This window comes from Halovenus aranensis, assembly GCF_900100385.1.
Taxonomy (GTDB): Archaea; Halobacteriota; Halobacteria; order Halobacteriales; family Haloarculaceae; genus Halovenus; species Halovenus aranensis.
The window spans coordinates 136,938-161,898 of sequence record NZ_FNFC01000010.1; the positions used below are offsets into that span (position 1 = coordinate 136,938).

Consider the following 24,961-nt stretch of genomic DNA (forward strand, 5'->3'; position numbering starts at 1 on the left):
ATGCTATCGCCCGGACGGACAGGTATGGATGAGACCGCTGTAGCGGTGCGGGCAGTTCGTGACGCGGGGCCCAACGCCATCGCGCTGGATATCGAAACGCCAGCGGCGTTCGACGCGACACCAGGGCAGTTTGTCAAGGTCGTCCTGACCGTCGACGGCGACGAGCAGTCCCGGTTTTATACCATCTCCTCGCCGGTCGTTGAGGACACCTTCGAGATGACCGTCGGCATCGACCCCGACGGTGAGATGAGTCCACGGCTACGGGACCTCTCGGCGGGTGACGAACTCGTCATCGCGGGGCCGTACGGGAACGCCTACTACGAGGGAGAGTCACAGGTCTGCCTGCTTGCGGGTGGGCCGGGAATCGGCCCGGCGGTCGGTATCGCGGAGCGCGCGCTGGCCGACGGCGGCGAAGCGGCCGTGGTCTACCGCGACGACGACCCGATTCACGAGGGCCGACTCGCGGGGCTCGAAGACGACGGTGCCGCGGTGACGCTCCTCGATAGCTCGACGCCGCTCGGGCCTGCCGTCGCGGACAGTCTGACAGACCCCGAGGCGACACAGGTGTTCGTCTACGGCTTTGCCGACTTCCTCGACGACGCTGTCGAGGCAATCGACGCCGCTGGCGGCGACCCTGACCGCGCGAAGGTCGAGAACTTTGGCTAAGAGAGTTGGTGATTTTATTATCGTGGGCACCGACCCTGGAGACGAATGGTCTATCGATGGCGGTGTCGCCACTGTGAGTTTACCGTCTGGGGCCGGTCCGGCGAGGCGGTCGCCAACCAGGTCCGGTCGCATATGCTCGCCCACAACCGCCAGCACGTCACCGAGGGCGAGATGCAAGTCCAGTGGACGTGTCCATACTGCGACCGGACCGGCCAGACGAGCGGGCGCGAGCGGGGCCTCGAAGCCTACAGTGACCACCTGTTTGGCCACGTCGAGGCGCTCATGGAGTCGGGCGTCCACGTCGCCGACGACATCGGCCACACCGGGAGCATTCTGACGCTGTCGCCACTGGAGTCCGCCGGTGCGAACAACGCACGCGTTCACTTCATCTCGCCGTGTGATATCGCCGTCTTCGTCACGACGAACCCGAGCCGACGGATACGACTCCTCAAGCGCGAACTCACCGAGCTGCCGGCCTGGATTGTCGTGTTGACGACCAAGCGAGAACCCCTCGAATCGCTCTCCGAGGAGTCGTTGTCGACGCTCCCGCTCGAAGTCGTCCGGCTCGACAAACAGCTCGGACTCTCGGATTTGGGCCAGACGGTCTCGCGCGTCCTGGGTGAACAGGAGCGCATGGACGGCAAGATTACCGTCGAGTTCGATATCCTCTCCGAACTGCTCGACACCTTCACGCTCCAGAACGTCTTCAAGTTCCTTCACATCCTCAACAGCCGTCTGGAGAAAGCCGACGCACTCTCTCACTACTACTTCGACCCCTCGGCGGGCTATGAGGGAAGCGCGAACGTCATCGAGGAGATGTTCGACCTGCGGATTCGAGCCAACGAGGAGACGTTCGTCTCCGAGCCGAGCACGAGCCCGTAGCTCAGTCGCGGTCCGGGCCGGTGTAGTCCTCGGGGTCACTGACGTACGTGTAGTCGACGCCGGTGCTGACGAGTTCGATTTCGGGGTCGGTCCCCAGCCGGTCGAGGACGAACTGTCCCCGGTTCCAGGTCGCCGACCCCTCCTCGACGGTCTGGAGGAACAACAGCACCCGCTTTTCGAGCCCGTCGCCGCCGAGTTCGGCGAGTGTCGTTGACGCAAGCTGTGCGGTCGTCTCGTCCTCGGCGTCGAGCGCGTGGATGAGACACTCCTGAACCTCCGGGTCGGCCTCGTCGACGAACTGCCCCAACAGCCACACGGCGTTTCGCCGGATTGCCCATCGGCCGCTCTCTCGTACCACATCGACCAGTTCCGGAACCACGTCGGTCGGCGACAGCGTCTCAAGCCGGTCGGCGACTGTCGACCGCATCTCGTGGCTCTGGTCCGACGGTGCCTGGACGAACAACTCGATGAGCGCGACGACTGCGGTCCGGCGAATCGGTCCCGACTGGTCTTCGAGCGCGCTCAACAGCACGGGCAACGGGTCGAGTGCGCCGTACTGTCCGAGCTGGTCGATTGCAATCTGGCGAACTTCGGCGTCGCCGCTTCTGGCGGCCGGAATCAGCGCATCGAGCGCCTTGGCGGTCCCGATAGCGCCCAGCGCGCTCGCGGCCTCTTTCTCGACGCGCGTGTCGGGGTCGGTCAGCCGGTCGGCCAGCGCCTCGACCACTCGGTCGTCACCGATAGCGCCACACGACCGGACCGCCCGGCGGCGCACCCGCGGGTCCGGGTCGGTGAACGCCTCGACCAGCGCCGGGAGCGCTCCCTCGTCGCCGAACCACTCCAGGCCGGCCGCTGCGACGAGCCGGAACTCGGGGCGGTCGTCGTCGAGCCACTCGATGAGATTCTCGGCGATGAGCCACCGCGGCGCGCCCGTGGCGTCGAACTCCGAAAACCGGTCGATGAGCCGCTTGATAGCGTCGTCGCCGTACCGAACCAGCGAGTCGATGGCCTGTGAGCGAACCTCCTCGCTGTCGCCGTGTCTGATGGCTGCGATAAGTTCCTGAACGATTTCGTCTCGTCGCTGTTCGTCGGGGTGGTCGGCGAAATCGCCCAGCAGCTCCGCTGCCCGCTTGCGGACCGCGGGGCTGGTCCCGCGTTTCAGGTAACCGATGACTTCGGTTGTTCGCCCGTCGCGGGCGAGTTCGTACAGGAACGTCTCGCCGTGAGAGTCGTCGAACGACATCTGTCTGTCCGAGCCTGTTGTTGGGGCCCGTTATCACGACAGTACGTCGGGCTTCGAGATAAATGTGCGTCTCTACACGCGGGTGTCCCAGTACGAGACAGAAGCGAGCGGTCTACCCGCCGGGGTTCGCCCGATTGCAGTGTCGAGTTTCCGAAAGCCAGAGGCAAGTGCGTTCGGCAGCTCGCGATAGAACCCATAGGGGAACACCCAGTCGTGTTCGGCGTTTGCGAGCTTGAGGTCGGCGCCGTTGAGGAGGCGACTGACCTCCTTTCTGGAGTAGAGACGCGACCCCATCGGGAGCGCCCAGGTGTACAGCGACCGGGCTGACTTCCGGTTGAACGTATCGAAGAATATCTGCTCGCTGGCGACTCGGCGCATCTCCTGGATGAACGCCTCGGGTTCGTCCATGAGGTGGAAAAACCGCATCGCAACCACCGTATCGAAGTGATTGTCGGGGAATGGCAGGCGCGCGGCGTCACCGCGCAGATACTCGAGTTGGTCGTCGACGCCAGCAGCCTGGGCTCGCTCGCGGCCCTGCTGGAGCATCGCTGCCGAGATGTCGAGCCCGACGATGTCGGCCCCACGCTCGGCGAGCATGGCGGTGAACCGACCGGTGCCACACGCGATTTCGAGCATTTTCTTGTCTTCGACCGGCGCGACCGCGTCTAGCACCGCCTCCTTCTCGCGGTCGTTGATGAGACGACCGCCCTGTGAGAACCGCTTGTCATCGTAGGCCTCGGCCACGTCCTCGGCCTGGTACCACTCCTGTCCTTTCACGCTATGTCCCCCTCGAACCCCCTCCATTAATAAAGAACCGATACCGGTCAGTGGCAGCCGGACGCGGATGGGCGGGATTTTTGAGGACTGACACCGACCCGACGAGTATGCGCGTCGCGCTCGTCGCGCTGGAGACGGCCCGCCACACTGACGCAGAGAGCGTGCGGCGCGTCGAGCGCGTGGCCCGCTCGCTCACCGACCGAGGCCACGAGGTGACGCTGTTCTGTGGCCAGTGGTGGGACGACTACCGCGACGAGTTCGAGGCCAACGGCGTTTGCTACCGCTCGGTCACCTACGGAACCGCCCTCGCCTCCTTCTGTACGCGGCTGCCGGCGCTGCTCGCCCGGTATCGCCCGGACGTAATTCACGCCGCGGTCGTCCCGCCACAGCAGGTCGTCACCGCGCTCGCGGCCGGCCAACTGGCCCGCGCGCCGGTCGTCGTCGAGTGGTACGGAACCGAGGAACTCGAGGGCCACCGCCTCGCCGGAACCATCGCCGGGCGGCCCGACTGTGTTGTCACCCCCTCGGAGTTCGTTCGGACAGACGTACGCGAACTGGGTGCGACCGAAGCGAACACGACGGTCGTCCCCGAGAGCATCGACTTCTCGCTGACCGAGACGACCGACCCCGCCGACGACGTCGATATCGTCTACGCCCGCCGTCTCGACGAGAGTGCGAACCTGGACGACTTTCTGCTCGGACTGGCCGAACTCCGCGAGCGAGACTGGCAGGCGACGGTCGTCGGCGACGGGCCGCTCCGCGAGGAGTACGAGGCCGACGCCGAGAAACTCCGCATCGACGACCGCGTCAGATTCGTCGGCGACTGCGACCGCACACGGCGAGTGAGTCTCTACCAGGGTGCACACGCCTTCGTTCAGACTGCGCTGCGCGAGCAGTTTGCCACGGAGTTACTCTGGGCGCTCGCGTGTGGCTGTGTCGGTATCGTCGAGTATCAGGCCGAATCTAGCGCCCACGAACTCATCGAACACCACGAGCGCGCCTACCGTGTCACCGACCCGGAGGAAATCGCCGACGCTATCGCCGACGCCAGCGAGTTCCCCCACCTCACGACCGACGACGAGTGGGCACGCTTTGACCACGACGCCGTCGTCGAGCAGTATCTCGAAACCTACGGTCGGCTCTAGTCGTCTCCGTTTCGCGTCGCCTCGACAACATCGACAGCCGCGACGTTCGCATCCACGTCGTGAACACGGACGATATCCGCCCCACGGTCGGCCGCCAGCGCGGTCGCCGCAATCGTCGGCTCGTAACGCTCACCGTCTTCGCGGCCGACGTGTCCGAACATCGATTTGTGTGAGTGACCGACCAACACCGGACAGCCCAGCCCGGCGAACTCCTCGATGCGGTCGAGCAACTCGAAGCTCTCGGCGGCGGTCTTGCCGAAGCCGAGGCCGGGGTCGACGATAATCTGTGACCGGTCGAGACCAGCCTTCTCTGCCAGCAGGACGCGTTCGGTGAGTTCCTCGATGACGTCTTCGACCACGTCGTCGTAGTGAATGTCCTGGTCGGGTTCGACCGGCGTGTTAATCGAGTGCATCACCACGACCGGCACGTCGTACTCCGCGGCGAGCAGGCGCATCTCGGGGTCTTCCAGGCCCGACACGTCGTTGAGGATGTTAGCACCCGCGTCGAGTGCCGCCCGGGCGACACTCGCTTTGCGCGTGTCGACCGACACCAGCACGTCGAGGTCTGTAAGCGCCTCGACGACCGGGACGACCCGCTCGCGTTCGGTCGCCGCCGGCACGGGGTCGGCACCGGGACGGGTGGATTCACCCCCGATGTCGACGATATCGACGCCTGCCTCGACCATCTCCTCGGCGCGTTCGAGGGCGTCCTCGCGGGCCTCGTACTCGCCGCCGTCGTGGAAGCTGTCGGGCGTGACGTTCAGGATACCCATGACTGCGGTGTCGCGGTCCCAGGGATAGCTCGGCGGCTCGGCCCCGATGCCGAGGGTCTCGCGGACCTGGTCGGCGAGCGGGGAGAGACCGTAGGGCTGTCCGTCGAGTTTGTCACAGAGGCGCTTGAACTGTGCCATCGTTCCCATCATCACCACGTCGCGTTTCTCCTCGTCGTGGGTGAGCCCCGAGACGGCACACTCGCCGCCAAGGGAGAGCAACTCCTCTTTGAGGTACTGGGCCTGTCGGGGCTGGACGCGCGTCTTGAGCAGGCGATGGACTGCCTTCCCGCGCATCCGCCAGGCGCCCGGCTCGGTGACGTGTGCGCCCTCGAGGACGTTCCGGGCGGCCGGCACCGACTCGGCCCGCTTGGGAATCGTCGTCCGGGTCCAGTGGGTCCGGGCCTCGCCGACGGTGTACAGCGACCCGGTGACGAGCACGCAGTCGTTCTCGCCTGCGTCTGCGAGCGTATCCGCAAGCCCGCCCGCAACGTCCGACCGGGTACTGACGGTCGCGTCGGTTTCGGCGGCGAATGCCTGGGCCAGTGCGTCGTTGTCGGCGGCGCGGTCGGTGTCGGGTTCGCAGGCGACCACGGTGTCGGCGTCGTCGAGCGCAGCGGCCATCTCACGGTGGCGCTTGTCGGCCATCGCGCCGAAGACGAGATGCAGGGAATCGTACTCGAAGGAGGACAGCGTCTCGACGAGCGCCGTACAGCCACCGGGGTTGTGTGCGCCGTCGAGGACGACCAGCGGCTCGTGGCCCATCACCTCGAACCGACCGGGCCAGTGAGCGTTCCGGAAGCCGCGTTCGAACGCCTCCTCGGAGACGGAGACGCCGGCGGCGTCGGCGGTCTGGACGACGAGGCCGTAGGCCACGCCCGCGTTTCTGGCCTGGTGTGCCCCCAACAGCGGCACCCGAACGTCGAGCGCCCGGTCGTCTGTTTCGATGCTGACTGCACCCTCGATGCCGACGCGGCCGCCGTAGTCGACGGTGACGCTTCCCGCCGTGTCGGTCCCCGACTCGACGACGCGGGTCGTCTCGCCTGCTACGTCCTCGATACCCGCGAGTGCAGTCCCCGTGGCTCCGGTCACGAGTGGGCGGTCGGCCGGTGCGACGTGGGCCATATCGCGGGCGATAGTCTCGACATCGTTCCCGAGCAGGTCTGTGTGCTCGAGCGTGACCGCCGTGACAGCGCTTGCGAGCGGGTCGACGACGCTCGTCGCGTCGAGTTTCCCGCCGATACCGACTTCGAGCACCGCCACGTCGACTTCCTGACGCTCGAACTCCCAGAGCGCGAGGGCCGTGACGGTCTCGAAAAATGTCGGGGCGTCGCCGTTTGCCGCGCGGTCGACGATGTACTCCTGGGTGCGCTCGACGAATGCACACAGCGAGCGCTCAGAGAGCTGGCGGCCGTTGACCGTGATGCGTTCGCTGAGGTCGTCGAGATGCGGCGAGGTGTACCGCCCCACGTCGAGCCCCGCCTCTCGTAGAACCGACTCGGTCATGCGCGCGGTCGACCCCTTGCCGTTGCTGCCGGCGACTTGGACGCAGTGGAGACTCTCCTGTGGGTTCCCGAGCTCCGAGAGCAGCGCCACCGTGGCGTCGGTTCCCGGCCGGGACGGAAACCGCTGTAAATCGAAGAGAAAGTTCGCCGCCTCGTGAACGTTCATGCCTGACCGATACGGGGCTGTCTGCTTTACGCTGACGGATGCCGACGGCGCGAGCGCTACAGGGTCCGGTCCTCGATATCGGGGTCGATGCCCGCCGCTGTGAGGTCTTCTCGTATGCGCGCACGAAGCGGGTCGGGGACGGCGCTTCTGGCGACGGGGACGGCGGTTGCCGCCGTGTCTTCGGGCGGGACTTTCCAGTAGAGGACACACTCGCTTGGCTGGTAGTACTCGATGCTGTAGCGGTCGGTCGCGCCGCTGTAGTGGACTCGCGCGGCCCGGTTCTCGACGTGCCAGCCGTCCTGCTCGCCAAGCGCCGCGAGGCCCTCGCTCTCTGTACCCATACTGTCGTCCACGAGACCGACTCGCCTACCGGTTACGGTTCCGCTGTCATGCCCGCTCACCCGGATTCGTCTCGGCGGGTGTGCCGGTGAAGCTGAACGTCCAGACGAACGCACCGAGGCTGGCGAGTGCGACACCGGTGGCGGCTAAGCGACCGTCGGTCTCTGTCGTCACGAGCGAGACTTCCGGACCGAGGAAAGTCAGGAGCGACAGAAACAGGTACCCGAACGACAGGACAGCGACGGTCCCGCTTCCGATGAGGACCCAAAATCGGAGTATCTGGTTCATCTGCCCGCTCTAGACGTTCGAGGTCAAAGAGTATTTTTCTGTCTGCGTAACCGCTTTCGGCGATTACCAGGTTTCGATACGTCCGTCAGCGATATCGTCGACACAGCCTTCACAGTCTGGATGACCGGACTCGTAACAGGTCGGGCGGCCGTCGCCGTCGAGGCTGACCGCCCGTTTCTCGGCGTGGCGACGGCAGACGATATGGACGCGTCCCTGGTCGTCGGTCGGAAGGTCAGTCTCGTATCTGCCGCGCTGGAACTCTCGGCGGGCCTGTTCGTACTGGCGGCCTGCGCCTTCGAGCTTGGTCCGGAGAAAGCGGGCGAGTCTGTCGCCGTCTGTCATACCCTGTTTTGGGTGCGTTCCCTGATATGCCTGTCTCACGGGCTAGCTGTAGCTGGTCGGCTCGCGAGCAGGTATCGCGGCAGAGAACAGCCGGTCAGGCTCCGGCGGAGTCGAAGGCGTCTTCGATGTCGTCGGCCTGTGTGACGCCGACGAACCGCTCGACGATGCCGTCGTCGTTTTCGATGATAAGCGTCGGCAGCGAGCGTACCTGGTACTCGTTGGCTACGTCCTGGTTCTCGTCGACGTCGATTTTCTCGAACTCGACGTCCTCGTATTCCGCTTCGAGTTCCTCCAGAATCGGGTCCTGTGTCTTGCACGGTCCGCACCAATCCGCATAGAAGTCCTTGAGCGTAACTGTCATCGTTGCGCTCATAGATAGCCCATCTGCGGTGATAAGGGTTTTTCTCTCCGCAAATCTCCGCGTCCTCACGCTTTCGTTCAGGGTGTGAAATCGTCGAGTGTGGCCTGTCCACCCGTGTCTCGGCTCTCGTCTCGGTCGTCGCGACGCGAGGACAGCGACGCCCGACGACGTATCTCGGGGTCTGCCAGCGCCTCTTTTGCGCGCTCGTCGAGTGCTGCCCACGTCTCGCGAGCCGCCTCGCGTCGCTGCTCGAAGTCGACGACCGGGTAGGGGTAATCGTCACCGATTGAGACGCCGTGTTCGGCCTGGACCGACACCGGCGCTTTCGATGGCTCGTCGAGAAACGTGGCGGGCAGGTCGGCCAGTTCCGGCACGTACTCTCTGATGAACTCCCCGTCGGGGTCGTGTTCGCGGACCTGTTTGCGAGGGTTGTAGATGCGCAGCGGGTGGACGCCGACCAGCCCGGACTGCATCTGCCACTGCTGGTAGTTGATGGCGGGGTCGGCGTCGATGAGATGGCGATAGAACCAGTCAGCGCCGACCTTCCACCAACAGCGCAGGATGTAGGTGAAAAACGACGCACACATCGCCCGCATCCGGAAGTTCAGCCAGCCGGTCTCTCTGAGCGCGCGCATGCTGGCGTCGACCATCGGAAACCCCGTCTCGCCGCGCTTCCAGGCCTCGGCGAGGGCGGGGTCGTGGCGCTCGCGGTTCATCCCTCGAAAGACCGGGTTGATTGCGTGTTCTGTCGCGTCTGGGTTGTCTGCCAGCTTCTGAGTGAAATGGCGGTTCCAGTACAGGCGAGAGGTAAACAGTTCGACCCCGCGACCGTCGCCGCGCTCGTCGACGTACTGGTACGCTTCTCGGGGTGAGAGACAGCCGAACTTGAGATAGGCCGACAGATGTGAGGTGCGCCGCTGTGCCTTTGCCGGCGCTGAGATACCGCCGACGTAGTCGCCAATTGCGTCTGCAAACGCGTCGAGGCGCTCACGGGCACTCACACAGCCGCCACGGTACTGCCGGCGCTTGCTCGGCGACAGGTCGTACTCCGTCGTTATCTCCGTGATGTCGGTCGTACTCGCGAGTTCGCCGGCCACGGCCTCGGGCGGGTCGTGCTGGTCGGCCGCGAAGTAGGCTTCTGCCTGCTCTTGCCAGCCGTCTCTGGAGTCGCCGGTTCGGACGATTGCGTCGTCGCTGAAGACCCGAACCGCCTCCCGAGACGCGAGAGCGTCGTCGCGTTCGCGGGCATAGCCCGCTGTCGTCGTCGCGTTCATGTAGACGCGGTCGACGACACCGTCGGTAAGTAACTCGTCGAGTACCTCGCGGGGGTCGCCGTGGCGGTACGCCAGCCCGCCGCCACGGTGCTCGTAGGCGTCGGCCAACTCGTCCAGACATTCGTGCAGAAAGGCGAGCCTGCTGTCACAGACCCTCGAACTCCGGTAAAACCGTGGGTCGAAGACGAACAGCGGATGGGCGTGACCGTCGTCGACCGCGGCCGCAAGCGCCGCGTTGTCCCTGACCCGGAGGTCGTCGCGGTGCCAGACGAGAATGCTCGGCGCCACGGACCCGAATACGGCGACGAGTCACTAAACGGTTCGGCTCGGGTGAAACCTATACCCCTCCAGTCCATTACACAGGTATGCGACAGCCGACGGTCGGAACATCACCAACGTACTCGCTCGACGACGACGAGGTGCCCTGGGTGCTCGGGACACAGCTCACCGAACAGTGCGGCCCGCTCGCGCGTGCCCCCGAGGGGAGCCGTGTCCTGCTCATCGAGGCCCACGACTTCGCTCGGCGAATGCCCTACCACCACCACAAACTGACGCTGGTGTTCGCCGCGATGCGGCAACTCCGCGACCGCCTGCGCGAGGCAGGGTACGACGTTCGCTACATCGAGGCCGACTCCTTTGGCGACGCCTTCACCGAGTTTTTCACCGAGAACCCGGAGACGACGCTGGTGACGATGCGGTCGCCCAGCTACGGCTCGGCAAGACGGTTTCGTGATTTGGTCGAGGAGGCCGATGGCGACCTCCGCGTGGTCGAAAACGAGTTGTTCGTAAGTACGCGCGAGGCCTTCGAGGCGTGGGCGGGCGACGACGAGCAGTTCCGTCACGAGAGTTTCTATCGCTGGATGCGCCAGGAGACGGGTGTCCTGATGGCCGACGGCGACCCGGTCGGCGGCGAGTGGAACTACGACGAACAAAACCGCGAGTTTCCGCCGGAGGGCTGGGACGCCCCGGCAGTGCCGACGCCCGACCACGACGACCTGACACGCGAGACGGCCGACTGGGTCGCCGACACTTTCGATACCTGGGGACGTGAAGACGAGTTTGTCTGGCCGGTGACGCGTAAACAGGCCTGTGAACAGCTCGACCACTCCCTCACACACCGACTCCCCGAGTTCGGTCCCTACCAGGATGCGATGCGTAGCGAGGACTGGGCGATGTCCCACGCGCTGTTGAGTGGTGCCCTGAACATCGGTTTGTTACACCCGATAGAGGTCGTCGAAGCCATCGAAGACGCCTACCACCGGCGCGAGGAGGTCGGCCTCGCGTCGGCAGAGGGCTGTATCCGCCAGATACTCGGCTGGCGGGAGTTCATGCGCCACGTCTACAGGCGTGCCATGCCCGAGTTGGCGACGGCAAACCAGCTCGACGCGACACACTCGCTTCCGGACTTCTACTGGACCGGCGACACCGAGATGAACTGCCTGTCTGAGACCGTCGAGGACGTTCGCGACCACGGCTACTCACACCACATCCAGCGGCTGATGGTGCTGGCGAATTTCGCGACGCTGTGGGGTGTCGAGCCGGCCGAACTCAACGAGTGGTTCCACGCCGCCTACGTCGATGCCTACCACTGGGTGACGACGCCGAACGTCGTCGAGATGGGGCAGTACGGCCACGGCGTCTTCGCGAGCAAACCATACGTCTCGTCGGCCAACTACGTCGAGGAGATGTCTGACTACTGCGAGGGGTGTGTCTACGACCCGGACAGCGACACCGGCGAGGACGCCTGTCCGTTCAACGCGCTGTACTGGGACTTTCTCGACCGGAACGAGGAGCCACTTCGGAGCAACCACCGGATGGGGCTGATGTACGGTCACGTCGACAACAAGCGCGATGCCGGCTCGATGGCCGACCTGCGCGAGCAGGTGGCGGAGATGCGCGAGGCCGCGGCCGACGGCGACCTCTGACTCTCAAGAGCGGCGAGCGGCGTCGACGATTCCCGCCGTCTGTGCGAGGCCAACGACCGCCGGGCCGGCGACCGTTGCGGAGTCGACGCCTGCAACTACGCCGACAGCAGTGATTCCCGCGCCGAGGAGACAGCCGGCCGCACCGACGAAGTAGACGAGGTGTCCGTCCGTGGCCCGACGCCCGGTGTCGAGAAATCCGACTGCCGGCAACAGCATCCAGCCGTACAGCGCCAGCCCTAACAGCGGGTCACTCGCCGTCTCGACCTGAAAGCCGACCGCACCGGCGGCCGTCACGAAGAAGCCGACGACGATGAGCGACCACCAGACACGCAGCGTCCCCTCGCGCATGTCGGCACGCCCCGTCACCGCAAAGAGCGCCAGCATGGCCGCCATCACGACGTGTGCGATAAAGAGCGTGCGCTCGCTCACTGTGCCGGCGTTCGCGGCGGCGGCGACGGTCCACGCGAGCGGTACCAGCATCGGCGGGCCAAGTTCCCGTGCGCGACGTAACATACCGGGTCGTACTCCGGGGATTCACTAATGTGTGACCCTCAGTCACCCAGCTCGTCGTAGCGCGCCTCGATATCGAGCATCGGCCGCGGGTAGTCGACGCCGAGTGCGACCCCGTACTCGGCCTGTTCGCTATCGCTCAGCCGCCAGGGACGGTGCGCGTAACTCGGGGGAAGGCCGTCCAGCTCCGGCAGCCACGTCGTGACGTAGGCGGCATCGTCGTCGTAGTATTCGGCCTGTGAGAGCACGTCGAAGTGGTTGTCACGGGAGTCGTTGCCCACGCCCGCCTGGTAGGCCCAGTTGCCCCAGTTAGAGGCCACGTCGTAGTCGACCAGTTGTTGCTCGAAGTAGGCCGCGCCCCACCGCCAGTCGACGCCGAGCGCATCGACGAGAAAGGACGCGACGTTCTGTCGACCGCGGTTCGACATATACCCCGTCCGGTTCAGCTCTCGCATGTTCGCGTCGACGAAGGGAACGCCCGTCTCGCCGTCTGCCCATCGTTCGAACAGCTCCCGGTCGCGTTTCCACTCCTTGTCGACGTTGCGGATACCGCTCTGGGTGAAAAACTCACCCCCGTGTTTGCAAAACTGGAACTGGAAGAAATCCCGCCAGAGCAACTCGAATATCAGCCAGTAGGTGTCTTCGTTCTCGACGCGTTCGTCTTCGTAGCGCCGTACCTCCCGGTGGAGCCACCGCGGCGAGAGACAGCCGGCTGCAAGCCACGCCGAGACCTTCGAGGAGTAGTCTGCGCCGAGGAGGCCGTTGCGCGTCTGTTTGTACTCGCGGAGATGGTCGCCCTTCCAGACGTACTCCTCGACGCGTTGCGTTGCCGCGGATTCGCCACCCTCGAAGGGCAGTACGCCACGGTCGTCGGTCGGCGGCTCCTCGATTCCGAGTGCCCCGAGGGTCGGTATCTCACCGGCATCGAGCGCTGGTGTGCTGACTGTCGTGGGCGCGGCGACGGGCTCTCGAACCGTCGCCTCGTTCTCGACGGTCTTGCGCCACGGCGTGAAGGTGTCCTCGATGTTGTCGTACGGCGTCGGCAGGTCGGCGACGTGATACAGCGTGTGCGTCCAGCGGCGCTCGATGGCCACGTCGTCTGGGAGTGCGGTCCGGACACGGTGTTCTCGGGTACGCTCCTCGGTTGCCGGCTTGGTCTGTGTATATATGGTGTCGGCACCGACCTGCTCTGCGAGGTCGGGCAAGACCGTCTCGGGACGGCCGCGCCTGACGAACAGTTCACCGCCGCGCTCGCGCAGTGACGAACGCAAATCGAGCAGGCTGTCGCGACGAAACTGCGCCCTGTGTGGACCGAGCTTCTCGGTCCCGTAGCGTGTCTCGCCGCGCCGTCGTGGGTCGAAGACGTACACCGGCACGATGTCGTCGGCATCGGCGACGGCATCGGCCAGCGTCGGGTTGTCCGTGACACGCAGGTCATCACGAACCCAGATGAGAGCAGTCGACATAGGCGGCGTACGGACTGGACCGACAAGTAGCTGTTCGCGCGAGCGCCGCCTGAACGGCTGATACGCTTATGGTTGCGCAATCGCTAGAAGGGATATGCCAGAGATTGCAATTGTCGGCGGTGGCATCGGGGGTCTCTCTGCGGCCCACGAACTCGTCGACCGCGGCTTCGACGTGACCGTCTTCGAGGCAAACGACCGATTCGGCGGCAAAGCCCGGTCGATGGAGGCGACCGCACACCGGAAACCGCTCCACGGCGAACACGGATTTCGCTTTTTCCCCGCATTCTACCGTCACGTCTTCGAGACGATGGAGCGCATCCCCGACGGCGAGGGAACTGTCGCGGACAACCTTGTCGAGACAGAGCAGACGCTCATCGCTGCCGTCGACGGCCCCGAACGAGTCGCCACCAGCGCGACACCTGACTCAATCCAGGGCTGGCTTGAGGCCGCTCGCCCCGCCTTCGCAGAGGACCTGCCGCGCCGTGACGTTGCGTTCCTGCTCGAACGGATGCTGTACCTGCTGACCTCCTGTGAGGACCGCCGCGCAGAGGAACTCGACGAGGTGTCGTGGTGGGAGTTCATCGACGCTGACAACCGGTCACAGGAGTTTCGCGACCGACTCGGCTACGCTGTCCAGTCGCTGGTCGCGTTGCGGCCCCAGCTTGGGAGTGCACGAACTGTCGGCACAATCTACGCACAGCTGTTGTTCGGGCAGATGAACCCTGACCGGCCGACCGAGCAGATTCTGAACGGCCCGACGAGCGAGGCCTGGATTGACCCCTGGGTCGAATACCTCGACGCCAGCGGTGTCGACCTCCACCTCGGTCGGCCGGCACAGTCGTTCGAACTCGATGGCGGTCGCATCGACAACCTCGTCCTCGCCGACGGCGAACGCGTCAATGCCGACGCGTTCGTCCTGGCAGTCCCGGTCGAGGTTGCGCCCTCCTTTGTCTCGCCGGAATTGGCTGAGACTGCCCCAGAACTCGCGGATATCGCACGCCTTGACACCGCCTGGATGAACGGGATTCAGTACTACCTCACCGAGGACGTCCAGCTCTCGCGGGGCCACCAGGTGTACGCCGACGCCCCCTGGGCGCTGACATCCATCTCGCAGGTCCAGTTCTGGTCCGACTACGACATCGAAGGCCGGGGACCCGAGGCCGTCGAGGGCGTCCTCTCGGTTATCGCCTCGGACTGGGACACGCCGGGTATCCGCCACGACAAGCCCGCACGGGAGTGTACGCGCGAGGAGATTGCCACGGAAATCTGGGCACAGGTGAAGACCCATCTCAACACCGAGGGGACTCGGCTCACCGACGACATGCTCGTCGATTACTTCCTCGACCCGGCTATTATCGAGACTGACGACGGCGTCGAGAACACGTCTCCGCTCCTCATCAACACCGTCGGGTCACTGAAACACCGCCCGTCCGCCGACGTTCGCGTCGACAACCTCGTCCTCGCGAGTGACTACGTCCAGACGAACTCCGACCTGGCCTCGATGGAGTCGGCAAACGAGGCGGGCCGTCGCGCGGCCAACGCCCTCTTCGAGCGGTACGGCGTCAGCGACCGCGCACAGGTGTGGGACCTCGAAGAGCCCGCAATCTTCGAGCCGTTCAAGCGACAGGACCGCCTGCGCTACCGGCTCGGACTGCCACATCCGGCGGAAGTCACCCAGTCACTTCGGTCCGTGTCGAGCCGACTGCTCGGCTCGGCCTGAGTGTCGACCGCTGTCGGCTGGCACGGTTGCGTTCTGAACCGAGGGGATTTGGTTTTGCGACACCACGTCGTTGTATGGACACGGTGAATCTGGCCGATGCGTTCGCTTCGTTCGACGAACAGTGGGCCCCGCGTCTCGTGGGCGAACTCAACGGGCAGGCGGTCAAGCTCGCGAAAGCTGAAGGGGAGTTCGTCTGGCATCATCACGACGACGCCGACGAACTGTTTCTGGTCGTCTCTGGTGAGCTCCAAATCGAACTCCGAGACGAGCCAGACGTGGAGTTAACCGAGGGCGAACTTGTCGTCGTCCCGGCTGGCGTCGAACACCGGCCGGTCGCAAACGGGGAAGCCGAGATTCTCCTCTTCGAGCCGGCTGAAACGCGTAACACCGGCAACGTCGACGCAGAACAGACACAGACAGACATCGAACGCATCGAGTAGGCTACGAACACTCGTGTGAAGAATCGAATCCCGTCCGCCGGCTCGGTCGTCACTGCGTTCCTCTCTGCACGGGCGTGGTGGGACTGAGCAAAACCGCCGGTTTTGCGAAGGTCACCACGGCCGCGAGCGTGTTTCGAACGACAGTGAGAAACCGCGAAGCGGGCGTGGTGGGATTTGAACCTAATCTGACACGTTCCTGCTCGGGCCTTCGGCCCTGCGCGGGCTGCGAGTCATAGGCTTCATCTCTCCGTGCCTGCTCGCTTCGCTGCGCGGGCGCGGGGAGATGAAACCACGACCGACGGATTCCGGCGCTGCAACCGGTTTCGCGGGTCCTGCCTGCTCGGCGGCTCCGCCGCCTGTGCGGGCGGGCTTCCACGGCCCTGGACGCTCAGGTGTCGCCACCGTTCACGCCCTCAAGTCACATCAAGAGGGATACATATGACGGATGACGACCTCGAAGCCATCGACCCAGGAACCGCACTCGAAATGTACCTTGCAGACCGAGACGCCGAGCTCGCAGAAAGCACGATTGCGTCCCACCAGCGGCGGTTATCGCTGTTCGTCCAGTGGTGCGACGAGAATGATATTGAATCACTGTCTGAGTTAACACCGCGCGATCTCCATGAGTTTCGCGTCTGGCGACAACAGGGAATTCGCGTAGATGGCGTTGCACCTGACACGCTCCGGTCGGCCTTGGTGACCACTCGTCTCTTCCTGCGCTGGGCGGCCGGGATCAACGCAGTCGATCCCAATATACCCGAGTTAATCGAGGTTCCAGATAGCGTCGCAAAGCGGTCACGCGACGAAATGCTGGAACCAGAGCGCGCGGAACAGTTGTTAGAGCACCTAGAGACATACGAATGGGCGTCAGCGGGGCACGTTATCATTGAACTACTCTACCGTACAGGGATGCGAGCGGGATCACTGCGCGCGCTTGATGTCGGGGACTACAACAGAGAAGAGCAACACCTCGCACTTCGCCACCGCCCCGAAACAGGCACACCGCTGAAAAACAAGAGAGACGGAGAGCGGCTCGTTGCACTCCAGTTGAAAACATGCCGTATCTTGGATGACTGGATTGAAGATAGAAGACCAGATGTTGAAGACAATGGTAGAATTCCGATGATCGCCACCGCTCAAGGCCGTCGAAGTCGGAATTCACTGCGACGAATCACATACTACTCGACATTGCCCTGCCACTACGGTGAATGTCCACATGATAAGGACCCGGATGAATGCGAGTGGACGGGATGGCGAACAGCGATGAAGTGTCCCTCATCCCGCTCAACGCACCCGATTCGGCGGGGCGCGATCACGCATCACCTCAGGAAAGGCGTTCCTGTGAACGCGATCTCGCTTAGAGCAGACGTAACACCTGATATCATCGAAAAACATTATAATCAAATGACAGAAAGGGAAGCTATGGAGGCGCGACGAGAATACTTCGAATAAACTACCATACTTGGGGGTGTTGAGTCTGGATTCTTGGCTCCGCAAGCCTGCGGGAGGATAGGGATCTATTGCGTCACGGACTCAACTCCTCCGCGTCCTGGCTAAAGGGCGTTATGTCGTGCGGTGTCTGAGCGGGCAGGTATCGCCTGCCTTGTATTGCGGAGGTATCGTCTTTAAAATGTTGGGTTGTTTGGCTCGCAGCCAACGCAGAATCACTGTGACTTCTCGGTGATGTAGGTGTAGGAACAGTCGTCGCGTACGCACATAATGTGCTCGTGAGCCAGGCCTCGCCCCTCATCTCCGGGTGTTTCCGTGTTGAATTCGGTGTTTCCGCAGTGTGGGCAGGGTGGTTTCGTGATGCCTGCGTCGAGTTTGCGGAGATGTGCTGGAGACAGCGGACCGTGTTTCTCTGCTGGGTCTTCTTCACTGTCGTTGTCGTCGGATTCATCGGTTCCTTCTTGGCGGATGGTTTGAAAGCTGTCGTGGAGGGATTGTTGTAATGAGTTATCAGTACTCATGTATTGATTTATTCAAACGGACATTTATAAACATTTGTCCACACTCTTCCTCTGATTGTTTCAATTCGTGTGAAAAGCTTAGGTGAAAAGTAAGGATTTATAAGGATGTGTGGGTGTGTGTCGGTTATGGAGGATGAGGAGGGGCAGATAGAGGTGCCTCCTGTGTCTGCTGCAGCGCTCCGCAGAGCCCTCGAATCGCAGTATCGTCCCCGTGATGTGGAGGACATCCTGGATTCACTGTCGGGTGATGATTGGGACGCGGTGGCGCGTCATGTTTCGATGGAATTCGACGCTTTGGGGGACCAGTTTCACAGCGACGCGCGGCACACGAGAGAGATCTGGGAGCCTGTGGAGGGCGAGGAGGGGATGTTCCGGTGCCGGGTCGGGTCCGTCGACCCGCAGGTGGGGCGGTTAGCAGATACCCTTCAGGAGAGGCTCGGTGAAGAGAGACCCGATGAGTTGCTGGAGAGAACGGCTCGTCGAATGTTGGCAGTGAGTTTGAACTGTTGTGAGCACGGTCGTACCACCTCCTGTTACATCATCGGGTTTGAGGAATAGCATATTTTATCTCATGTAACGCTTGAATTGCCGCCTTGTGATTTGTGTGGGGATCATATTCTGTCTAATGTACGTTTCCCTCGGCTATTTGATGAGTTTCGTCACGCGGCGGTTTCAGAGGGTGTTTTCCCGGCGCTGTCGTGCGGTATTGCGATATCATATTCTATTTAATGTAACTCGAACATCAGTATTTTTATGTTCTCAAATGTGTTCATGTTTCTTAGCTCCTCAGAGATGTTATAAAACATTCTCCTTCGGTGTTCGTGTTTATTTGACGCCCAATAACCCCCGATCTCGTCCGAAAACGTACCACCCTGTAACGCTGATTCGCTGGAGATGTGTCTTGATACATACACTTTCTGCACGGGTGGGGTGTAGAGATTACCCGCTTTTTTATTCCGCAGTCAGCAACACTGAAATGATAGACTGTCGGAAGACCACTTGGGCGTGGGTGATCGCGGTCGCAGCATTTTTTGCGGGAGACACTGCGACGACAGTGATTGCTGTCGATGTGGGTCTCTATGAGACTTACCCTGTTGTGAGGCACATCATCGAGTCATCTCCCTCAATGGTGGTAGCGGCGTCTGTCACAGTGGCGATGAAGATCCCCATTGTGGCCGCTATAGCGGCGCTCAACGCGGTGCTCGTGAACAGGCGGTACCGGGTCGTCGCTCCTGTGGTGCTCGGCGCGTTGGGCGCTGCGGTGAGCGTGTCTAACGCTGTCCAGATTGTCTCATTGGCGTGAATGTTGGGAAGAGCAAAGAGGGTGGACAATCGTTTATAAGGGTGCATGGGATAAACTGTCACATGGCGGAAAAGGTCCTCAACATCCCGGAGACGCTCACCACAAACTGCGCTGAATGCGGTGCGGAAATCGCGTACGAGACTCCGACAGACCCGGCTCGGACGCACCGCCCTCCGTCCGTGTGCAGTGATTGCCGCGGGGAGTGACTCGACCCCCGGTACCACAGTTGCTTATACAGTAGTGGTGATGGTGGAGGCGGCTCGCGCGAGCGATAATGCGTGTGTGCGTTTGGAAATCATCTGTTTTACTCAGGTGCTTGTAAATTACTGTTCTTTAAACGAGTGGGTTGTGTATATGCGTATATGACTGAGACCGGCATCGACCCGGGGACAGACACAGATTTATCTGGTGATGAAACAATAGCAGGGTACATCCGTGTATCTACCTCGGACCAGGATGCAGGTAGGCAGCGAGACAGCATTGAAGCGACGTACGGTGAGGGGAACATCGAATGGTATGCGGACCTGGGTGAAAGCGGTGCGGATGCCACTCGACCCGAATACCAACGCCTGCAAGATGACATTGAATCGGGGGAAATTGATGTGCTCGCTGCTCACGAACTGGACAGGCTCGGGCGCTCGTTCAGCGAGTTGGCGTCTTTCGTTGATTTCTGTGACGAACACGATGTTGGCATCGACTTAGTTAACCAACCTGTCGATACAACCGGTGACAGCTGGATGGGGGAAATGATGTTGAACATGCTCATCGTGTTTGCCGACGCCGAGAGAGCGATGATCCAGGATCGGGTGACACAGGGAGTCAAAAAAACAATGGCGGAAGGCAAGCATGTCGGGCGTCCACCCCTGGGGTATGACGTTGATGAGGAGGGTTTCTTGGTGCAAAACGAGGAATTCGGGCGTGTTCAACAGTTCATCCGTGAAGTGAAGAAGGGTCGCCCGAAACGCCCAACTGCGCGCGCGTTTGGCATCCCGGAAGGTTCAGTGCAGTCTGTGTTGGCGAACTCGGAGGAACACTACGACATACCATTCGAAAACGACTCGTGGAAAGTTGATAGAGCGAGGGTTGAGGCTGGGGAGAAGGAACTCGAACCGCTCAAATTAGACGAGTGATGTCAGTAGCGGCCTTCTTCAGGCGCTAACAACAGCGGTGGTAACGCTGATTCAACTCGGCTCGTACACGCTCACGAACAGACTCGGGGACATCCTCCCACGAGATGCACGATTTCAATGCGGTGGCTAGATGTGAGTGTTACCGTAGCGGCGTCCTGCATGTAGACGTAACCACGCAGCCGCGTTTAAATACCGGCATTTTCTCTGAGAGGGCGTCAGTGAGGAGGCACCCTGAACCCCCTTCATCGACGTGTTCGAGCGCATAATGCACGCACGTGAAACAATCGAATCAACAGGGGTTACCGCCTGCCGCCACCAGCCAATCTGGATATGGCGGCGAGAACAGCTAAAACGTCAACAGCGCCGAGTAGAATGCCCACGCCTCGCCACGCTGAAATGATGCTTCGCGTCGCTTCCCCGAAAGGGCCAGTGAATACCTCGGCTGGCGCGACTCCGATCAGCTCTGACATAATCACGAGACTTAGCAGATACGCGATATTCCCGACGAGCAAGCCAACAACAAGATAGACCGGCGTATTGCTCCCGTGACTCATCGCGTCGTGATTCGTTGCTAGGCAGGTTAAAGAATACTGCAGTGTTTCACAGCGTTACAACCGGGTTCGCATCGTGTCAACTCCGGGGTTCGAGCCCACGTGAGCGGGATTACGGCCGTGATAACGCGTCTCTATACGTAACACTAAGCTGCAAGCAATTTTATTCAGCGGAAGAAAACACTATACGTACCCGGAACTCATGTGTGGCTAACTAATGTCAGCTACCGAAGACGGAATCACTGATTTGATGGCTGATTACCTCCGGGACAGCGGCATCAACACACGCACACAAATATCGATATCCACGCCAGGCACACGCAATCAACCCGATTACCAAATCGATAACGGCGGCACGTACGTCGGGGAGGCAAAATGGGGAAGCAAGAAATGGCAAGGCTTCGCTGAGGCACGGGATTACGGCAACCTCACCGGCGTGAACGGGTCGTTCCTCATCACGTACCCGGAAGAGTTGAAAGACGAAGGTGCGCAATCACGCCTCACCGGTGATGTAGCAGAATCCGTGTTGTCTGGACACGAGTTCTCCTGCGCTTTCATGCGCGAGGATGAGGATACAGACATCGAAACCCTCGAAATACACGAAATCCCGGAGTGGATACAGAGTAACATTAAACGTGAGACGCTCATGGGTAGAGGATTGTTGGTAGCATCATAGCGCAGCTTCAAGGATGGTTTTGAGCGCTTCATCGCCGGGTTTGCGACGGACGCGTTTTCGAAGCTGTAACCCTCTGAGGTAGGGTGTGAGTTTGTCTTTGGAGATTCCTCGATGGGGCGAGAGCCACCGTCGCGCCAGCGACGCGTGGCTCTCGCACGTGTTGACATGCATGTCGCCATCAGCGTATTCACCCTCGCCGTGGACGACGTACTGGCGGTCGAATGCGTCGTCCTCGTCGAGTGGCTCGTACGCTCGAAAGCCGTCAGTGTAGACCGTCAGCGACTCCTCTTTGCGGTCAGCAAGCAGGAGTCGAATCGTCGATTCATCAGCGGCTTTCGCCGGATGAACGTACGTCTCTCCCGCGCCGCGGTCAGTGAGGATAAACACGGGCGGCTTGTCTTCGTGATACGTTCCACGGCCGCGCGTGGACAGGCCACGCGAGCGCGACAGCCAGTCGCGCTCGCGGCCCTTCTTCCCTGCGTTGACGTACAGTTCGTCGATCTCTACTGGTCCCTCGAGTTGTGGCCGAGGCGCGTCCAGCGCCCGTAGGAAGCGCTGGACGCGCCGGTACACTGTCTTGTAGGAGACGGCGAGTTCGGCATCCAGTTGCCGAATGCTCGTGTTCAGCCGGATGTAGGTGTAGACGGCGAGATACCACTTCCTGAGCGGTATTGCCGAGTGTTCGAAGACCGTGCCGGTCTTATCGTTGAACGTCCGGCCGCAATCCTTACACAGATACCGTTGAAACACCCGATAGCTGCCGTACCGAATCGCTGATTCGGCACGGCAGCGCGGGCAATAGATGCCGTCACGCCAGCGAATCTGTTCCAGCAGATTCGCGGCCCGACGTTCCGAGACGAACGTCTTCAATGAGAACATTGTTCGTCGGGTGGCGCGGCCGCGCCACCCTTGCCCCCTGTGACTTCCAGCTACTGCTCCAACTCACCAACAATCCTCTACAGAAGAGCGGTGTGCTTAAACTACCCGAACCGGACGGTTCTCTTCCGGCGGCAGAGGTAAGGAAGTAGCGGCTGACGTGATTGGACAGCTCCCGCTTCGAGGAATCGAGGGTTCTCCCCGCGATTCCGGCGATATCTGGCCTGTCGTCACCATGGCCAGCGTCAATCAGTCGTCCGTCTGGGAGGTCACGTCCCAGACGGACGACACGCCCTGCGACGATACCGTCATGGACTGGCTGCACACACTCCAGCGTGACCAGCTCGAAATGGCTGTCAGCCTTCTGTTTCGCCACCTCGCCATGACGATTCTCGACCCTGACCGGTTGAGAATCGTCTCCATCGACCTTGTCGATAACCCCTACCACGGCTCTCCCGACGAGGATAGCGGTGAACTTTGCAAAACCACTCCAACCGACGGTACCACGACCTGCCACCGTTACTGCACCGCCTACGTTGTCTCAAACGGGAAGCCGGTGACGCTGACACTGACCTACGTCCGTAGCGACGAGAAGGAAGCCGACGCGGTCGAGGACGCGCTCGACCGCGTCGGCACCTATCCCTTCGAAATCGACCTCTTGCTCGCTGATCGTGGCTTCGACAACGAACGGGTGATTCGTCGCGCACGCGACCTTGCAACGACGGTGATCCCCGTCCGAAAGAAGGGTGAGCGGATGAAAGACAAGCTCGCCACGCACTGCTCGTACATGACGACCTACCGCATGTACAAGGGAAGCGAGCGGGAACTGCGCTTCCCGCTCGCGGTCTCTGTCTCCTATCAGAACGGAGACCGAGGCAAGCATGGCGAGGTCGTTCGTGGGTACGTGGCGTGCGATCTCGGTAATCGCACGCCCACGCAGGTCGAACGTCACTACCGGAAACGCTCGGCAATAGAGACGAGCTATCGGTTGTTTCGCCAAGCACGGGCAACGACGACGATACAAGGCTCAATCGTCCGGTTTGCGTTCGTGATCGTGAGCTTCCTGCTGGAGAATCTGTGGCTCGTGCTGCGATGGACGGTCGTCGCCCGCCCGCGGCGGGGCGGGCGCAACCTGCCCGAGCAGTTCACGTTCCAGACGTTCTGTGACTGGATTCGCCACGAACTGGAAGCAGAGTTAGAGCGGCGGTGGGAGATCAAGACGAACGGTGTTGGTGTGCGTGACGCGTACGCTTCGGCCGCGGGCTGGCCGTCAGCCCGCGGCCTCTGGCCAGCGAGTTATCAGCAGCAGCACTACTCAGAAACCGCTTCAAAAACCATTCTCATTGCTGTCTCTGTTCAGTTCAGACCGATGTTTCGGTTTAGGGAGCTACCGTTCTAAGATTGAACGACCCATACCAACTCAACTCGGCTTCCGAATCCTTGATTGGGAAGTACCGGCCCTTTTAGTTCAATTAATAGTCCGAAATATAACGTGCTCACTTGATGTGCGGTGTGGCAACCGAGGAAATTATTATCAGCAATATTGACAATTTCCCACGGATCAGCATAATTATTAATATAGAACGCTGAAAATAGAAAATAGTTGTATGCAACGAAGAAAATTCATTGCACTGGTTGGAGGAACAACTGTAACAGGAGTAGCTGGGTGCCTCGGGAATAGTGACGACAGTGGAAATGATAGTTCACCTACCGAGACGCCGACGCCAGAACCCACAGAAACGGAAACGCCGACGCCTGACCCCACAGAAACGGAAACGCCGACGCCTGACCCCACAGAAACGGATACGCCGACGCCTGAACCCACAGAAACAGAGACGGAAACGCCGACGCCCGAACCTAGCGATGACCCCTTCGCAGACGCTGACGGGAATGACTTCTTCATTAAGCAACCGATCAATTCGCTTTTTGAAAACAAAGGAATCACAGTTAATGGTGGAAGAGAATACAGAGGACGGATTCAGGATGCGGAACTCATTGATGAGGATGATGAAAAAATCCTCCAGATTAATGTGACCATAGACGAAGACTATGGGAACCTGAGGAGTAACGTGATTCTGTACGGGCAGGTCATTCCAAGGGGTCTTACTAGGCAGGAAGCTGATGAGCTTGAGTCAATTCACTTCGATGACCTTAAAGAGGTCTGGGTTAACCCTGAAAGTAAGGATAAGGTTCTTGAGATCCCCACGTCGGTTATCATGAACTACATTGAATCAGGGAACCGTGATGCATACCTCGATCAGGTGAATCGGTTGTCTCGTTCTATGTAGCTGTTTGAACTGCTCTATTGAAAATGCGGGACGGGAGTCGGATCATAGCGTTTTGGCGAGTTTCTTGAGATTGTTGAGCGCGAACAGGAGGACGATCTCACGGAACTGGCGGTACCAGAACCGCGAACGCAGGGCGGAGTCCTGCGTTCGCTTGACCGTCGAGTAGGACGTTTCTGCCATCCATCGCTGCGTGTAGCTTTTCTCCCGGATGAGCGCGTTATTCGCAGTTGCCATCAGCGACGATCCGCGGTAGTGAACAAGGTACTCGACGTCGTGTGCAGCGATTTCGTATTCCGTGTGCCAGTCCTGGAACCCATTGTCAGCAGCCACGGCCCGCAGGTCGTCCGC

At 61.5% G+C, this 24,961-nt stretch carries 24 protein-coding genes and 2 pseudogenes; 13 read left to right on the plus strand and 13 right to left on the minus strand.

The window, feature by feature from the left end; genetic code table 11:
• Positions 1-24 precede the first annotated feature (24 nt).
• Both BLR34_RS11445 and BLR34_RS11450 read left to right on the plus strand, forming a co-directional pair.
• Complete coding sequence (locus BLR34_RS11445; protein WP_092703125.1) at positions 25-666, plus strand: FAD-dependent oxidoreductase; 642 nt, start codon at positions 25-27, stop codon at positions 664-666.
• Positions 667-711: 45 nt separating this feature from the next.
• On the plus strand, positions 712-1,548 hold the full coding sequence (locus tag BLR34_RS11450) for a DUF7504 family protein (RefSeq protein ID WP_092703127.1): 837 nt from the start codon (positions 712-714) through the stop codon (positions 1,546-1,548).
• A 1-nt stretch (position 1,549) separates the two neighbouring features.
• Here BLR34_RS11450 and BLR34_RS11455 read toward each other — a convergent pair whose 3' ends face one another.
• The gene (locus tag BLR34_RS11455) at positions 1,550-2,791 is read right to left on the minus strand and encodes a HEAT repeat domain-containing protein (RefSeq protein WP_092703129.1); all 1,242 of its coding nucleotides are present in this window, start codon (positions 2,789-2,791) and stop codon (positions 1,550-1,552) included.
• A 72-nt stretch (positions 2,792-2,863) separates the two neighbouring features.
• Entirely contained in the window at positions 2,864-3,568 is a 705-nt protein-coding gene (locus tag BLR34_RS11460) for a class I SAM-dependent methyltransferase (RefSeq protein WP_092703131.1), read from the minus strand.
• 107 nt (positions 3,569-3,675) lie between these two features.
• Here BLR34_RS11460 and BLR34_RS11465 point away from each other — a divergent pair, with 107 nt between their 5' ends.
• Entirely contained in the window at positions 3,676-4,713 is a 1,038-nt protein-coding gene (locus BLR34_RS11465; RefSeq protein WP_092703133.1) for a glycosyltransferase family 4 protein, read from the plus strand.
• Here the strand turns inward: BLR34_RS11465 and folP are convergent.
• From folP to BLR34_RS11495, 6 genes are all read right to left on the minus strand, one after another.
• Positions 4,710-7,154, minus strand: coding sequence for a dihydropteroate synthase (gene folP, locus BLR34_RS11470; protein ID WP_092703135.1), 2,445 nt, complete (start codon positions 7,152-7,154; stop codon positions 4,710-4,712). The two genes, BLR34_RS11465 and folP, sit on opposite strands and share 4 nt — an antisense overlap.
• Positions 7,155-7,210: 56 nt before the next feature.
• A complete protein-coding gene (locus BLR34_RS11475; RefSeq protein WP_092703137.1) occupies positions 7,211-7,495 on the minus strand; it encodes a DUF7538 family protein in 285 nt (94 codons plus the stop codon).
• A gap of 46 nt (positions 7,496-7,541) precedes the next feature.
• Complete coding sequence (locus BLR34_RS11480) at positions 7,542-7,781, minus strand: hypothetical protein (protein WP_092703139.1); 240 nt, start codon at positions 7,779-7,781, stop codon at positions 7,542-7,544.
• A gap of 63 nt (positions 7,782-7,844) precedes the next feature.
• Positions 7,845-8,123, minus strand: a complete 279-nt coding sequence (locus BLR34_RS11485; RefSeq protein WP_092703141.1) for a DUF7091 family protein — start codon at positions 8,121-8,123, stop codon at positions 7,845-7,847.
• 94 nt (positions 8,124-8,217) lie between these two features.
• Positions 8,218-8,484 (minus strand): thioredoxin family protein, encoded by a 267-nt coding sequence (locus BLR34_RS11490; RefSeq protein ID WP_092703183.1) that lies wholly within the window; start codon positions 8,482-8,484, stop codon positions 8,218-8,220.
• Positions 8,485-8,561: 77 nt separating this feature from the next.
• The gene (locus BLR34_RS11495) at positions 8,562-10,046 is read right to left on the minus strand and encodes an FAD-binding domain-containing protein (RefSeq protein WP_092703143.1); all 1,485 of its coding nucleotides are present in this window, start codon (positions 10,044-10,046) and stop codon (positions 8,562-8,564) included.
• Positions 10,047-10,123: 77 nt separating this feature from the next.
• On the opposite strand from BLR34_RS11495, the gene BLR34_RS11500 reads away from it, so the two are divergent.
• Positions 10,124-11,683, plus strand: coding sequence for a cryptochrome/photolyase family protein (locus BLR34_RS11500; protein WP_092703145.1), 1,560 nt, complete (start codon positions 10,124-10,126; stop codon positions 11,681-11,683).
• A gap of 3 nt (positions 11,684-11,686) precedes the next feature.
• Here BLR34_RS11500 and BLR34_RS11505 read toward each other — a convergent pair whose 3' ends face one another.
• Complete coding sequence (locus tag BLR34_RS11505) at positions 11,687-12,196, minus strand: hypothetical protein (protein WP_176765308.1); 510 nt, start codon at positions 12,194-12,196, stop codon at positions 11,687-11,689.
• Between the two features lie 38 nt (positions 12,197-12,234).
• The gene (locus BLR34_RS11510; protein ID WP_092703149.1) at positions 12,235-13,659 is read right to left on the minus strand and encodes a DASH family cryptochrome; all 1,425 of its coding nucleotides are present in this window, start codon (positions 13,657-13,659) and stop codon (positions 12,235-12,237) included.
• A 94-nt stretch (positions 13,660-13,753) separates the two neighbouring features.
• Between BLR34_RS11510 and BLR34_RS11515 the strand changes: the two genes are divergently transcribed.
• The 3 genes from BLR34_RS11515 (at position 13,754) to BLR34_RS11525 (ending at position 17,271) form a co-directional block, all read left to right on the plus strand.
• A complete protein-coding gene (locus BLR34_RS11515; protein ID WP_092703151.1) occupies positions 13,754-15,379 on the plus strand; it encodes a hydroxysqualene dehydroxylase in 1,626 nt (541 codons plus the stop codon).
• Positions 15,380-15,453: 74 nt separating this feature from the next.
• The gene (locus BLR34_RS11520; RefSeq protein WP_092703154.1) at positions 15,454-15,819 is read left to right on the plus strand and encodes a cupin domain-containing protein; all 366 of its coding nucleotides are present in this window, start codon (positions 15,454-15,456) and stop codon (positions 15,817-15,819) included.
• Positions 15,820-16,257: 438 nt separating this feature from the next.
• Positions 16,258-17,271 carry a tyrosine-type recombinase/integrase gene (locus BLR34_RS11525; protein ID WP_092703156.1) on the plus strand — a complete coding sequence of 338 codons (1,014 nt, stop codon included), beginning with the start codon at positions 16,258-16,260 and terminating at the stop codon, positions 17,269-17,271.
• A 212-nt stretch (positions 17,272-17,483) separates the two neighbouring features.
• Here the strand turns inward: BLR34_RS11525 and BLR34_RS11530 are convergent, their stop codons facing one another.
• A complete protein-coding gene (locus tag BLR34_RS11530) occupies positions 17,484-17,789 on the minus strand; it encodes a hypothetical protein (protein WP_092703158.1) in 306 nt (101 codons plus the stop codon).
• A 126-nt stretch (positions 17,790-17,915) separates the two neighbouring features.
• On the opposite strand from BLR34_RS11530, the gene BLR34_RS11535 reads away from it, so the two are divergent.
• From BLR34_RS11535 to BLR34_RS11555, 4 genes are all read left to right on the plus strand, one after another.
• Entirely contained in the window at positions 17,916-18,347 is a 432-nt protein-coding gene (locus BLR34_RS11535) for a hypothetical protein (RefSeq protein ID WP_092703160.1), read from the plus strand.
• Between the two features lie 418 nt (positions 18,348-18,765).
• Positions 18,766-19,092 carry a hypothetical protein gene (locus BLR34_RS11540; RefSeq protein WP_092703162.1) on the plus strand — a complete coding sequence of 109 codons (327 nt, stop codon included), beginning with the start codon at positions 18,766-18,768 and terminating at the stop codon, positions 19,090-19,092.
• A 362-nt stretch (positions 19,093-19,454) separates the two neighbouring features.
• Complete coding sequence (locus BLR34_RS11545) at positions 19,455-20,222, plus strand: recombinase family protein (RefSeq protein WP_092703164.1); 768 nt, start codon at positions 19,455-19,457, stop codon at positions 20,220-20,222.
• 768 nt (positions 20,223-20,990) lie between these two features.
• Positions 20,991-21,449, plus strand: coding sequence for a hypothetical protein (locus BLR34_RS11555; RefSeq protein ID WP_092703168.1), 459 nt, complete (start codon positions 20,991-20,993; stop codon positions 21,447-21,449).
• On the opposite strand, the gene BLR34_RS11560 is transcribed toward BLR34_RS11555, so the two are convergent.
• Positions 21,444-22,328 (minus strand): IS1595 family transposase, encoded by an 885-nt coding sequence (locus BLR34_RS11560; RefSeq protein ID WP_092703170.1) that lies wholly within the window; start codon positions 22,326-22,328, stop codon positions 21,444-21,446. The genes BLR34_RS11555 and BLR34_RS11560 overlap by 6 nt on opposite strands.
• A 92-nt stretch (positions 22,329-22,420) precedes the next feature.
• Here BLR34_RS11560 and BLR34_RS11565 point away from each other — a divergent pair.
• Together BLR34_RS11565 and BLR34_RS17760 are read left to right on the plus strand one after the other, a co-directional pair.
• A pseudogene (locus BLR34_RS11565) lies at positions 22,421-23,589 on the plus strand (ISH3 family transposase); the annotation flags it as partial.
• Between the two features lie 343 nt (positions 23,590-23,932).
• Complete coding sequence (locus BLR34_RS17760) at positions 23,933-24,613, plus strand: hypothetical protein (RefSeq protein WP_245683212.1); 681 nt, start codon at positions 23,933-23,935, stop codon at positions 24,611-24,613.
• Positions 24,614-24,655: 42 nt separating this feature from the next.
• Here BLR34_RS17760 and BLR34_RS11575 read toward each other — a convergent pair.
• Positions 24,656-24,961: pseudogene (locus tag BLR34_RS11575) on the minus strand (IS5/IS1182 family transposase); the annotation flags it as partial.

Bases quoted from the DNA above. Each gene is read 5' to 3' on its own strand.
- BLR34_RS11520 (WP_092703154.1), top strand. From the start codon at position 15,454: ATGGACACGGTGAATCTGGCCGATGCGTTCGCTTCGTTCGACGAACAG.
- BLR34_RS11450 (WP_092703127.1), top strand. From the start codon at position 712: ATGGTCTATCGATGGCGGTGTCGCCACTGTGAGTTTACCGTCTGGGGC.
- BLR34_RS11555 (WP_092703168.1), top strand. From the start codon at position 20,991: ATGTCAGCTACCGAAGACGGAATCACTGATTTGATGGCTGATTACCTC.
- BLR34_RS11505 (WP_176765308.1), bottom strand. From the start codon at position 12,196: ATGTTACGTCGCGCACGGGAACTTGGCCCGCCGATGCTGGTACCGCTC.
- BLR34_RS11545 (WP_092703164.1), top strand. From the start codon at position 19,455: ATGACTGAGACCGGCATCGACCCGGGGACAGACACAGATTTATCTGGT.
- BLR34_RS11540 (WP_092703162.1), top strand. From the start codon at position 18,766: ATGATAGACTGTCGGAAGACCACTTGGGCGTGGGTGATCGCGGTCGCA.
- BLR34_RS11510 (WP_092703149.1), bottom strand. From the start codon at position 13,659: ATGTCGACTGCTCTCATCTGGGTTCGTGATGACCTGCGTGTCACGGAC.
- BLR34_RS11465 (WP_092703133.1), top strand. From the start codon at position 3,676: ATGCGCGTCGCGCTCGTCGCGCTGGAGACGGCCCGCCACACTGACGCA.
- BLR34_RS11500 (WP_092703145.1), top strand. From the start codon at position 10,124: ATGCGACAGCCGACGGTCGGAACATCACCAACGTACTCGCTCGACGAC.
- BLR34_RS11475 (WP_092703137.1), bottom strand. From the start codon at position 7,495: ATGGGTACAGAGAGCGAGGGCCTCGCGGCGCTTGGCGAGCAGGACGGC.
- BLR34_RS11560 (WP_092703170.1), bottom strand. From the start codon at position 22,328: ATGTTCTCATTGAAGACGTTCGTCTCGGAACGTCGGGCCGCGAATCTG.
- folP (WP_092703135.1), bottom strand. From the start codon at position 7,154: ATGAACGTTCACGAGGCGGCGAACTTTCTCTTCGATTTACAGCGGTTT.
- BLR34_RS11445 (WP_092703125.1), top strand. From the start codon at position 25: ATGGATGAGACCGCTGTAGCGGTGCGGGCAGTTCGTGACGCGGGGCCC.
- BLR34_RS11480 (WP_092703139.1), bottom strand. From the start codon at position 7,781: ATGAACCAGATACTCCGATTTTGGGTCCTCATCGGAAGCGGGACCGTC.
- BLR34_RS17760 (WP_245683212.1), top strand. From the start codon at position 23,933: ATGCAACGAAGAAAATTCATTGCACTGGTTGGAGGAACAACTGTAACA.
- BLR34_RS11535 (WP_092703160.1), top strand. From the start codon at position 17,916: ATGGAGGATGAGGAGGGGCAGATAGAGGTGCCTCCTGTGTCTGCTGCA.
- BLR34_RS11485 (WP_092703141.1), bottom strand. From the start codon at position 8,123: ATGACAGACGGCGACAGACTCGCCCGCTTTCTCCGGACCAAGCTCGAA.
- BLR34_RS11530 (WP_092703158.1), bottom strand. From the start codon at position 17,789: ATGAGTACTGATAACTCATTACAACAATCCCTCCACGACAGCTTTCAA.
- BLR34_RS11490 (WP_092703183.1), bottom strand. From the start codon at position 8,484: ATGACAGTTACGCTCAAGGACTTCTATGCGGATTGGTGCGGACCGTGC.
- BLR34_RS11515 (WP_092703151.1), top strand. From the start codon at position 13,754: ATGCCAGAGATTGCAATTGTCGGCGGTGGCATCGGGGGTCTCTCTGCG.
- BLR34_RS11455 (WP_092703129.1), bottom strand. From the start codon at position 2,791: ATGTCGTTCGACGACTCTCACGGCGAGACGTTCCTGTACGAACTCGCC.
- BLR34_RS11525 (WP_092703156.1), top strand. From the start codon at position 16,258: ATGACGGATGACGACCTCGAAGCCATCGACCCAGGAACCGCACTCGAA.